The 11,810-nt window shown below is 49.8% G+C and carries 10 protein-coding genes; 4 read left to right on the forward strand and 6 right to left on the reverse strand.

Annotated elements, in window-relative coordinates; genetic code table 11:
• Window positions 1–211: 211 nt before the first annotated feature.
• The 3 genes from QVC96_RS07955 to QVC96_RS07965 all read left to right on the forward strand — a co-directional run bounded on the left by QVC96_RS07955 (window position 212) and on the right by QVC96_RS07965 (window position 5,276).
• A complete protein-coding gene (locus QVC96_RS07955; RefSeq protein ID WP_238027283.1) occupies window positions 212–700 on the forward strand; it encodes a helix-turn-helix domain-containing protein in 489 nt (162 codons plus the stop codon).
• Window positions 672–1,208, forward strand: coding sequence for an IS630 family transposase (locus QVC96_RS07960; RefSeq protein WP_287688834.1), 537 nt, complete (start codon window positions 672–674; stop codon window positions 1,206–1,208). Before QVC96_RS07955 ends, QVC96_RS07960 begins: the two co-directional genes overlap by 29 nt.
• A gap of 261 nt (window positions 1,209–1,469) precedes the next feature.
• The gene (locus QVC96_RS07965; RefSeq protein ID WP_287688835.1) at window positions 1,470–5,276 is read left to right on the forward strand and encodes a S53 family peptidase; all 3,807 of its coding nucleotides are present in this window, start codon (window positions 1,470–1,472) and stop codon (window positions 5,274–5,276) included.
• 24 nt (window positions 5,277–5,300) lie between these two features.
• Here the strand turns inward: QVC96_RS07965 and QVC96_RS07970 are convergent, their stop codons facing one another.
• On the reverse strand, window positions 5,301–6,401 hold the full coding sequence (locus QVC96_RS07970) for an MFS transporter (protein WP_238027371.1): 1,101 nt from the start codon (window positions 6,399–6,401) through the stop codon (window positions 5,301–5,303).
• 175 nt (window positions 6,402–6,576) lie between these two features.
• Here QVC96_RS07970 and QVC96_RS07975 point away from each other — a divergent pair, with 175 nt between their 5' ends.
• A complete protein-coding gene (locus QVC96_RS07975) occupies window positions 6,577–7,095 on the forward strand; it encodes an LOG family protein (protein WP_287690453.1) in 519 nt (172 codons plus the stop codon).
• A gap of 55 nt (window positions 7,096–7,150) precedes the next feature.
• Here the strand turns inward: QVC96_RS07975 and QVC96_RS07980 are convergent, their stop codons facing one another.
• From QVC96_RS07980 to QVC96_RS08000, 5 genes are all read right to left on the reverse strand, one after another.
• A complete protein-coding gene (locus QVC96_RS07980) occupies window positions 7,151–7,696 on the reverse strand; it encodes a class I SAM-dependent methyltransferase (RefSeq protein ID WP_238027372.1) in 546 nt (181 codons plus the stop codon).
• 36 nt (window positions 7,697–7,732) lie between these two features.
• Complete coding sequence (locus tag QVC96_RS07985) at window positions 7,733–8,365, reverse strand: helix-turn-helix domain-containing protein (RefSeq protein WP_287688836.1); 633 nt, start codon at window positions 8,363–8,365, stop codon at window positions 7,733–7,735.
• Complete coding sequence (locus QVC96_RS07990) at window positions 8,343–9,440, reverse strand: nitric oxide response protein (protein ID WP_287690454.1); 1,098 nt, start codon at window positions 9,438–9,440, stop codon at window positions 8,343–8,345. Before QVC96_RS07990 ends, QVC96_RS07985 begins: the two co-directional genes overlap by 23 nt.
• 66 nt (window positions 9,441–9,506) lie before the next feature.
• Entirely contained in the window at window positions 9,507–10,277 is a 771-nt protein-coding gene (locus QVC96_RS07995; protein ID WP_287688837.1) for a hypothetical protein, read from the reverse strand.
• Window positions 10,278–10,322: 45 nt separating this feature from the next.
• Entirely contained in the window at window positions 10,323–11,759 is a 1,437-nt protein-coding gene (locus tag QVC96_RS08000; protein WP_287688838.1) for an MFS transporter, read from the reverse strand.
• Between the last annotated feature and the right edge of the window lie 51 nt (window positions 11,760–11,810).

An 11,810-nucleotide genomic window follows, 5' to 3' on the forward strand; every position in this document is an offset into this window, starting at 1 on the left:
CATAATAAGTATTTCGTTTTTAAAGTGTTAAATTGAAAATAGTCTACTTCTGTACTTGGTCTATCCAGTTCTGAGCTATAAGGAACAGGTGAGGCTGGTTGCAAAGGTGTTATAACATCTACATCACAATCTCTCCTAAAACAGCAGATCAGGATAACAATTACGTTAGTACTTAGGTAAAGTTTTTATCTTGGTATTACTAATATAGAATGTGGAGGAATTAGAGAAGGCTTACAGGGAGGAAAAGAATGCTAGGATAAGGCAGAGAATACTGGGGGTGAAGATGTACCTCGTGGACGGGTTCAGGGAGTACAGGGTGGCCGAGGTCCTCGGGGTTTCGTACTCAACGGTGAAGAAGTGGGTCGCGAAGTACAAGAGGGGAGGGGTCGGAGCGTTGAGGGATAGGCCAAGGTCGGGTAGGCCCAGGAAGTACTCCAGCGAGGAGGTGAAGAAGGTGCTGGAGACAAGTCCCAGGGAGCTGGGATACAACCTGGAGGGGTGGACCATGAGGGCGCTGAACGCTGAGCTGAGGAAGAGGGGGATAGTTTACAATAGGTATCACCTTTACAGGGTAGTGCACCAGCTGGGGTACGGTTTCGTGACGCCCAGGCCGGTGAACGCCAGGGCCGAGGTGGAGAAGCACCGCGATTTTAAAAAAAGTGAAGGAACTGATGGGACGCAGGATAGCGTTCTTCGATGAGACAAGGGTGGTGGTGGGCACCACGGTGAGGAGGTGCCTCGCCAGGAGGGGTTCCAGGCCCAGGATCAGGGTGAACCTGGGCTTCCAGCACTTCTACGTCTTCCTCGCCCTTGACGCCATTTCAAGGAAGGTGCTGTACACCCTCTACAACTCCCTCTCCAGCAAGAACATGAAGAGCTTCGTTTACAGGATGGAGAGGAAGTGGGGCAGGGAGACCAAGTACCTCGTCCTTGACAACCACTCCTCCCACAAGACGGGGGCTATCCTGGACCTGTTCAGGAGAAGGGGAGTGAGACCCGTTTTCACCCCAAAGTACTCGCCAGAGCTAAACCCTGTGGAGAGGATCTTCAAGGACCTGAAGTTCCACCTTGCGAACAGGTTCTTCAACAACGTGGAGGAGGCCAGGGAGGAGGTGAGGAGGTTCTTCGAGGAACATCACGATCAGTTTAATCTTGATGTGGTCCAATATCTGGATTTAGATGAAATAGAGGTAGAAAACAATGGATAAAAACTTCCACAAAGTACTAGTGAAAGTTCTTCCTGTTTCCCCGAAAGATAAGGTCAATCTTCCAGTGAAAGTTAACTACAGAATAAAACTAAATTGTTATGCAAGTTACGAGCTATTGCAAGACCTCGCTCTAAATAATGAAGCAGGGTGTCCATCTTCGACTTACACTACTTTGCCCCAACTGGAACGAGAATGGTTCTTTCCATTTGCTAACTAGTAATTTAGAAAAAATATTTTAAGGGGAGGTAAATACACAATGTAATGCATAAAAAATTTCTAGCACAAGTGGCCTTGTATCTCTTCGTTTTTTCGGTTATTGTCCCAGCTCTAACCATCACTGTGGGCTCAGCGTCAACAATAAATGAGACATTATTCACCAGGTTGCATGGTTTCAGGGAGGTGAGCCTTCCCGGAAACACGCCAGTGATAGCCTCAATTTACATACCTTTGAGGAATGTGGATCTTCTGTACTACTACGCGGAGCAGGTGTCCAATCCTGGATCGCCCCTCTATCATAGGTTCCTTTCCCCATCTCAGGTCAAGAACCTCTTCTATCCCACTTCCCAGTTCTCCCAGGTAATGAATTATCTTCACGACAATCACGTTCGTGTTCTGTTCACGGCAGCGGATTCCGTGATAGTAGTTCAGGGAACAGCATCACAGCTGTCTCGGGTTCTTGGCATACATTACGTGTTGATGAGTAATGGGAGCGCGTATTACTACACTTCAATGGGGACTCCAAAGGTTCCCGGAATCATTGTTTCCAGCAACGTTTCTGCCCTGTTCTTCTCCCATCCGTCCACCCTTTTCACCCAGAGTGACGTGGAGAAGCTGAAGAGCAAATTCGATCAGCCAAACATAACGGCTCCTATAGAGGCTTATCCCTTACCTGATTTGAGGGGAGTTTATAACGTCTCGACGCTCATAGGCAGGGGGATAAACGGCACAAACTACACCGTGGGAATACTGGACTTCTACGGTGATCCATATATTCAGCAACAGCTGGCATACTTCGACAAGATATATGATATACCAGCTCCACCTAACTTCTCCGTTGTGCCCATAGGTCCCTACAATCCAAACCTGGGAATAACTGCAGGATGGGCAGGTGAGATAAGCTTGGATGTGGAGTCAGCTCACGCCATGGCTCCCGGTGCCAGCATTGTGCTCTATGTGGCCAACCCGAACCTTCCCCTTTCCTCGGTAATAGCCAAGATCGTGTCCCAGGATAGGGTTGATACCCTTTCCCAGAGCTTCTCAATCCCTGACGAGTTTATACCTACGTTCTCTGGTTCCCTGTTTTACCAGTGTGTGGTCCTCACAGATCAGTATTACGCCATGGGTAGCGCAGAGGGCATAACGTTCCTGGCATCCAGCGGAGATGAAGGAGGTAGCGGGTACAGCGCAGGACCTCTCGGCTCTGTTGGCTATCCTGCAACCTCTCCCTTCGTCACCGCAATGGGTGGGACCACCACCTACATAACCTTCGGAGGATTTTCCTTTAACGTTACGGCGTGGTCCAACTATGGATTTGTGCCACCAGACGTCAACTACGGTGGCAGTACAGGGGGAATAAGTCAGGTGGAGCCCAAGCCCTATTATCAGTGGGGGCTGACAACTCCCGCTGGCTTCCCCAACGGTAGGGAAATTCCAGATATTTCGGCAAATGCCGACGTTTATCCAGGGATTTTCATCGTGTGCCCGGGGAACGTCACTGCCATCTCAGGTGGAACCAGCGAAGCCTCACCATTGACTGCGGGTCTCCTAACCCTGGTAATGCAGTACACCCATTCCAGACTTGGCAACGTAAACCCTGATCTTTACTACCTCGCCAACACCAACTATGGGAAGGTCTTTTACCCCATAACGTTCGGCTATAACATACCCTGGACTGCATCGTACGGTTACAATCTTGTCACTGGATGGGGGCAGCTCAACGTGGGAGAATTCGCCTCCCTGGTGAAGGAGTTACCCAGTTCCCTCTCGATCATGGTTAACGTCTCCAACACCACCATCCTCCCGGGACAGAGCTTGACGGTTAAGGCCAACGTGACCCTGAACGGGCAGGAGGTTAATAGCGGTAACTTCTACGTCACGCTGGAGAGCGTTGAGGGCAATCTCACCACTGTGAAGTTGACCAATGAAGGGTCAGGCATCTGGTCAGCCAATCTGGTGGTTCCCCAGAATGATAGCGGTGTGACGTTCGTAACTGTATGGGGCGAGTCTAATGGAACAATGGGTTATGGAATGGTCGAGGCGTACTCTGGTTACTTCGTTCAGTTCCTCTCCCCAACTCCATATCAGGTGTGCTGGACAGGCTCGGGTATCAACGTTGTAGTCAACGCTACAACTCCCTCAGGCCAGCTAGCCCCGAACTCAACGGTGCTGGAACTGAACGTGTACTCATACAACATTACCAACAATTCCTTCACGTTGGTAAACCAAACCTCCCTTACCTTCAACCCTGCGGTGAACGCGTGGACTGGAATGATACAGGGCAACCTGCCTGCCGGCCCTCTCCTCCTTCAGGTGGTCAACTCCTTCGGATATGACGCTATCTTTAACGGGATAGGACTCAATTCCCTCTTCATTCTCTCTCCCACAATAGCGGAACCCGGTACGGTCTATCCGGGTCAAGACATAATCATTCAGGGAGGCCTGATCCCACCCGCCAACCTAATTTCCATGGCACCAGATACGGCAAACAATCTGATGACCGGTTCAAACATCACCGCCGAACTGCTTAATGACGGAAAGGTCGTGTCCACCACCCAGGTCCTCTACACAGGAACCGGTTACCTGGGTTACCTAAAGGTTCCCAGGAACGCCACATCAGGTCTGTACACGGTTCTCCTGTTCGCTTCATACGACTCCTACACACTGAACGAAACCATCCCAGGTTTTTACTACGGTCAAATATACGTAGGCTCCAGGATCAGTACACCCCTGAACTTCTCCAGCACCTACGTGATACAGGGATCCACGTTATACATTTACAGTAACATAACGTCAGCTGGTAAGGTAGTGAAATATGGAATGTTCTCAGCAACGGTTTTCCCAACCCTTCTCACTCGGAACTATTCGATCATCTCCACATTACTTGAGGTTCCCCTGTGGTACAACTCCAGCAGTGGTCTGTGGACAGGTAACGTTACCCTACCCTCAACGCTCTCCCTCGGTAACTTGACCTATCTGGGTAACTCCTACTTTGCTGAGCCCTTCAAGGTCCTGGTCACAGGAGTATCAGCCTATGGTGGCGTGACCTCAACTAACATCTCCAACTCCAGGGAATTCTTCGTGGAGCCATATACTCTCGTAAAGAATGACCCCTCATACTCCGAAGTTCAGACCTATGACTCAGCGTTCCAGAGCGATACTCTTCACGTGAACGGTAACCTGGTGAACGATCTCTTCCTGGGCAACAATACGCTGGTCAACAGCGACGTTATCATTACCCTCTCAAACGTGAGCGGAACCTTGATATTCAAGGACACGCAGGCAATCCTTGTGGACGTTCAGGCTAGCAGACTTATCCTTATTAACAGTAGTGTAAAGCTCATCAATTCTCAGGTCCACGACCTGATTGCCCTCTCATCCACGGTAACCCCAGTACAGACTGTGATCAGTAGCGTAACTCCTGGTCTCCCCATCATCCAGATAGGTGTAACGCCCTACGAGAACATCACGGGTAATGTGACCATCCCGATAACTGTCCAGGGACAGGACGTTGGGCAGGTAATGATCTACCTGGACGGGCAGTTGCTGGAGAGCTTCCAGGGTAACGGAACCCACCAGGTAAGCCTAGATACCGCTAAGTACTCAGACGGTACACACGAGATCAGCGTCACAGTGGACCAGACCGACGGTCTCAACTCCACAGTGAATACCAGGGTTGTTTTCGAGAACCAGTTGGAGTCGGTATCACAGAGGGTTACCAGTCTCAACGAAAGCCTGAGTGAGGGAATTTCCACAGTTCACAGTACTGCCAACGATGGGGAGATAATAGCCATAGTCGCCCTGATCTTGGCAATTGTTGGCATAGCGGTGGGACTTAAAAGAAGAGGCTAAACCTTTTTTCCCTTCGTGATCCTTCTAGCCAGTAATCTTCTGGTGAAGTATAGCCAAGGTAACTAGGGAGAGGAGAGTCGCGATCATCAGGAAACCCAGCCCCAGTTCATCATTGAACTGAAATAGGGACGAAAAGACCAGGCTTCCCAGAACTCCTGACACTATCTTGCCCGTGTAAAGGAGTGACGTGTTGGCCGTGGAGTACCTAGGTCCGTACAGATCTCCCACCAGGGCTGAAAAGAGGGGATAGGTTGTTCCGCCCATCACTCCCACTAAGGCTACCCCAACTAGAAGGAGGAGATTTTTCCCCAGGTCTCCAATCACCACTAGAAGTGTGCCCAGTAGGATTCCAGCGATCATGTAATCAATTCCCCTTAACCTCCCAAGTCGATCCGTTAGATACCCCATGATGGGCCTTCCCACCCCACTGGCAACTGGAAAGTATACCGTGGCGATGGCGTACTGCACTTCGCTCAGGTAGTCCCCCAGTTCCCCAAGAGATGACGAAGTGACAAGAAGCGGAATGGAGGCTAGAACGAAGGACGCGTAAATTAGCCAGAACCTGGTCTCCCTCACTGTCTCCCCTGGGGGAGTTCCCTCCACGTTCCCCGGGTAACTGGAGAGAATAAAGAGGGGCAAGAGACCTAGTGAGATTACACCTATCACCAGCATGGAAACTCTGAAACTATGGGAGAGTTCGATGAATGGGTTTGCAATTGCCCCTCCCAGGCCAAAACCCATGGATACAAGTCCCGAGGCAAGTCCTCTCCTTTCCCCGTACCACTTGATGGCTAGATTCAGGGATATTCCGTAAATAGTTCCCTCACCCACACTGCCAAGAGTCCACGTTGCGTAGAAGACGGGAAGGTTTGGTGCCAGGGAACTCAATATTAGCCCCAGGGAGAAAGCCAGCGCCCCCAGAGAACCCACTAGTTTTGGCCCCCTCAAGTCTGAGAGCCTTCCGCTCAGAACTTGAAAGGAGGTAGAGGAAATCACAAAGAGCGTAAAACCCACCTCAATGGCGCTGGGAGAGGAGTTAAATCCCTTCACCAGTAGGGGGAAGAAGGCATTCCATGAGTACTGATACACTGAATTGAATAACATGGCTACGAAGCCAGTGGTCAAGAAAAATCTCCTGTCCATGAAGCTTGAATCCAGAGGTGGAATTAATTGCTTTGGTGATCAAGGAAGGGGCTACGTCTGTTACGTGTTTCGCGTTAAGGGCCCCTTGAACATTCAACGTGTTGGGCAAATCCAGACCAGGAACACCATTTTTATACCCAGTATACACTCAATGATTATGCAGATCGCCATAGCTGCCCTCGGAACAGAGCCCAGGGACGAGTTGAAGGAGAAAGCTAGAAAGTTTGTGAGAGCCCTGAGCAGGTGCAGTAAGCAGGTGTTCATTCTGGGTGGTTACTGGGGTTTAATGGCCGTGATAGTGGATGAGGCCATCCGTGAAGGGCACAGGGTTGTAGCCATAATTCCCGAGGGAGCGGAGCACGTCATCATGCCCAGCGAGGTAATCAGGATTGACACGGGATGCGATCCCAGATGCAGATCAGTTTTCATAGCCAGGTCAGGGGACATCCTGGTTAGTCTAGGAGGAGAGACGGGGACCATGACTGAGATAATGATGGCCTATGCCATGGGCAAGTCCGTTTACGTCTTGACAGGGACAGGTCAGAGCACGGACAGGTTGGCCCAGGCCTTCCCGGAGAGGCTGGATGAGAGGGGATTTGGAGAGGTTCACTATTACGACGATCCTGAGCTGATGGGGGCAGAGATCTGCAAGAAATATTACGGTAGGGAGATCTAGTTACGCAATGATGACCCGTGTTTCAGCTGAGATGTGAGGAGAAGAAAAGGGCTGATCAAGTTTTCTGCATCAGGGAGAAGAACACCCCCTGGTTTGCGTAGTAGTTTCTCTCGAGAAATCCAGCCTTGAGGAAACTTTTCCTCAAGTTCCTCACAATCTCTAGGTCCACGATAACCAGGAAGGAGTTCCTATTCAAAACCCTGTAGATTTCCGATGCCAGCTCATCTCTCCTGCTCTTGACAACGTTGTAGAAGTAAAGTGGAGCATATACCAGGTCAAAATTGCCGTCCCTGAAGGGCAAGGGAAACAGGTTCTGCACCAGGTTGTTGTCCACATCTCTCAGGTAACCCTTTACCTCAGGCAGGGAAATTTCGTCGTCCCACAGGTCAAGGGAGGTGATCTCCATACTGGGAAAGCTCCTCTTCAGCACAAGGGTGAATAAGCAGTTCCCACATCCCACCTCCAGAACGTGTCTGGGCCCCAATCCTCCCACGAACTTGGTCAGAATCTTGGCGTAAAATAGCTCCTCATCTATGGTCACTCCCATCCTTCGGTAGGGTTTAAATTCCCAGGAATTGATGCTCTCAAAGAGCGACGACACTCCTTCACTCTCTCTTGGTAAATATAAGGGCAGACCCTAACTGTTAAGGTTCTGAGACTCGTTCCTCTCCAGACTTTTCAGGTACTCTCCCACAACCTTCTGTAACGCTCTCCTGAGCAGTTCCTCCGCGGAGGAAGGCTTTATTCCCATGGTGTTAGCTAGGTCGGTGAGAGAGGACTTCCTCTCCACGTTGAAGAAGCCCTTCTTATAGGCAAGCACAAGGGCCTGTAATTGTCTAGGGGTTAGTCCTGTATCGTTTTCCACTGCCTCCCTCGATCTCAGTACCCTGGGTTTCATGTTAAGTCTATTGAGCTCCGACAACATTTCCTTAAGATATCCCATGGAGGGAACCAGTAACCTGTACACTATCTCCTCCTTGCTGAGGGGCCATGCGTTGAGTATCATGGCGTCCGATCCCGTGAAGAACCTGCATGCAGAGCAACTCGGTGCCCTTGCCCAGATCCTTGAATCCCCCACGTTAATGACCCTGACACCCTTATCTCTCAATTCCTTTTTAAGCTCTGGACTAACCTCGGTCTTTATGAGGTGATCTGTAAATCCGGTTTTCGGCGATATCTTCTCTATCACTGTATGAGTCTCGCCCATGACCTGCATGACCCTGCAGTCGCTCCTCCTGACGTATAGCTCAACTTCTAGCGGTCCTTTCACCCTTAATAATAAGGGACTCACTTTTATCAACCTTTCTCACCTGTGGTATTACTTGCTTGAACATTAACGCGTAAAATGAGATGATCCCTATACCCTGAAGCGGTGCTGAGAGGAGAAGGATGGGGGAGACCAGACCCAGGTCGAAGGTAACTCTCATCACCAGACCCAGGTTGAGGAGTATGAGTGGGAGGTATGACGGCCTCACTGTCAATCTCTTTCCCGTAATTCCCACAAGCATGTCAATAAGGACAGAGTCCACACCAAAGACAGTATTAAATAGAAAGCCTAGGGCGAGGGAGTGAATATATGCATCGTAATTTTCCTGGACCAGGGCAGAGACCAGGAGCCAGATCCATGCTGTGGTAAGCGCGATCCTGGGATAGGGCCTTCCCCTGGACCAGGGAATTCCCGAGGCGTGAAGTGATAGGCCCCACCCCATCACCATGAAGACGGGAGATAGGGGCATACCGTAGCCCAGTATTCCTATGGCCAGGGAAATGTATGCCAGTACCATCTCATCCTGGTTGATCCTCCTCCCTCCCAGGACAAGTCCTAGATCCCTGCTCATGATCGCGAATATAGTCAGGGCGGGAAAGGCCAGCCCGAGCCACGGTAAATCGAAAACTGCCTGGAAACTTACTATAATGGACGTGATTAAAAGGGTATAGAACAGAAGGTAGTTATAAGCTGTGGGTTTAAGGCCAATCCTGGAGGGTGAAAGGTATATCCTAGAATAGTTCATGAGAATAACGAGTGCGACGATCACCAGATAATATGATAGCGGATTATTGAGCTCGTTAAGAACGTTCGACAGTAGGACCAGTACACCAAAGACCAGTATCAGCCAGGTGGGAGCAGAGTTCCCTCTCCATTCATTGCTTAGGGCTACGAGTAGTTCATTTCCTATGAGCAGAAGAAAGAAGCCGTACACCATGACGAACCAGTGGGCCTGAAAGAACGTTATTGGAAGCGGATATGGAAAGCCTTGATTATCCATGAAGTTAAGCACAGCCGGTACTCCTCCTAGGAAGAGGAGGCCTATTCCCATCATCAGCAGGAAAAATCCCGGTTTCATGGGTCCAATGGCGAGAACAAAAATATCTATTGACACCCTAAACCTTTAGGGTTAAAGAGATCCCCGTTAGGCAAGGTGCCCATATGTTGCCTGAGTGACGGTAAACGATCCAACAACTGACGGCATGATTACTCCAAGCACTCCGAAAATATGGTATAAAATCAGCGTAAACGCCAGAAGAGCAAACAGTGCAATTGTTCTCTTGCTTCCCCTTTTTCCCAGTTCCCTTATTTCTGAGGCACTTCTCAACTTCTCTCCAGGTTTGAAGAATCTGATGCTGGGCTCGATGAGGCTCAATGCAAGGGGAGGGAAGAGAAAAGAGAAAGCACCTCCCACGAGCAGAAAGATAGCCCAGGTTCCTCTAACTACATTTGCCCCTATCTTCCTGAAGGGTAACTTGTATTCCACATAGAGGGCCTCAACCACTGTGTAGGCACACCATACCACGTAAACCGAGATATCCAGTATAGTCACAGTGCCAGCTAGGGAGATCCAGGGCAACATCAGTGAAGAGAGGCCCAGCGTTCCCAAAATCTGAGGTAACACGTTAACCTTAGCATATGATAAGATGATAGAAAGCAGAAAAATGGTTGCTGGAATTAGAAAATACGGCCTGAAAAGGAAGAGGTATGGAATTGCGTTTATTATCATGAGCGACAAGTCGGTCTTCCCAAGCTTTCTCGCCAGCATTTTACTATAGGTCAGATCCACGGTAACCGCATGAAGTGCCACAAGAGGCGCGATGACTAGAAGGAGTGGTTTAAGCGAACCAGCCAGTGCAAGAATATAGCTTAAAAGTAACATGAAATATGCTCCGTGATTTCTTGTCCTCTGCATATGAGGAACTAGGGAAAACAAGCCATAAAATATGACCCTAAAAGATTAGGTTCTGTTAGGCTTAATCGCCCCTTCAACCTTCTCTACCCTGACCTCCTTTCCTCTTGAGGCTGAGAGTATTAGGGCCACAAGCAGGATGAAGAGGGCCACCACCAGTGCTGCCTTAATTCCGTTAAGGAAGGATTGCTCTACCCCTCCCAGGAGATTGGTTGTTCCGAGAAATACCTCAAACGCAACGTATCTCGGTATTGAGAGAGAGGCAACGGTCAAGGTTAGAACATAGCTGGACAGTGTTCCCAGGTTGGCCAGAGTCCTCAGAAGGCCGTTTGCTCCACCGTAAAATCCTTTCCTCGCGTTGGCCATGACTGCACTGTTGTTTGCGGGATAGAATAAGGCCGATCCCAAGCCTCCTATAACTGAAGCGATAATGATCATGTATAGCGGGGTGGTGACCGTGAGTGTCAGGTAAACTAGGATTGCTCCCATCATCATTGCAATCCCCAAGGTTGCTGGTATCCTGGCCCCTATCCTGTCCGAGAGCCTCCCGGCCGCAGGTCCGAGAGCACTGGCTATCACGTAACCTGGAACGAGGAGGAGCGAAGCGTTCAAAGGAGTTAGCCCCCTTATACCCTGGAGGTACATTATTATTACAAAGACCACTGAGAGGTAACCTGTGCTCTGAAAGAACGACGCCAGTATTGAGAAGGAGAGGACCCTGTTCTGAAACGCCTTTAGGTCTATAATGGGGTTTTCAGCCCTCCTTTCATAGGCCAGCATGAGCACCACCAGAACTGCGCCAATCCCAATGAGCGATCCATTGAACATGTCTATCCCCCTTCCAGCTACGTCAGACGCTCCATAGGTTATGGCGGAGAGCCCTGCAAGTAACAACACCATCCCGGGGATGTCCAGTTTCTGCTTCCTCTTCTCCTGAAGGTCCTTGACGTATTTCAGGCCAAGGAGAATTGCCACAATGCCTATGGGAACGTTTATGTAGAAGATGTACCTCCATCCAACCAGGGTTGTGAGTATTCCCCCTACCACTATTCCCAACGTTGCACCAACGTTCCATCCTATGGAGGTGTAACCGTAAGCCCTTCCCCTCTGATTCGGGGGAAAGGTGTCGGCTATGATTGCCCCAGAATTAGCCTGAAGCATGGACGCCCCAAATGCCTGAACCGCCCTGAATGCCACAAGCATCTCCGCTGTGGGAGATAAACCACAGAGGGCTGACCCGACGGTAAAGATCGCGAAGCCCAGATTATACATTCTGGACCTTCCCAGTATGTCACCAATTCTTCCAAGCTGGGTCGTCATCACGGCTACAACCAAAAGGTAGATCAGGATAGTCCAGATTGCAAGGTCAAGGTTAGTTCTCAAATCGGTGGTGATTGTGGGTAAAGCCAGGAGGACTACCGTAGAATCTACTGCCGCCATCAGTGTGCCCAGTACTAAAACAAAAAGAATGATAGATCTATTCATAAATTAAATAGCTTCACAGATCCTTAAATCCTTTAGTTTCAAACAATTAAC

It is taken from the genome of Metallosphaera javensis (ex Sakai et al. 2022), assembly GCA_021654415.1.
Classification (GTDB): domain Archaea; phylum Thermoproteota; class Thermoprotei_A; order Sulfolobales; family Sulfolobaceae; genus Metallosphaera; species Metallosphaera javensis.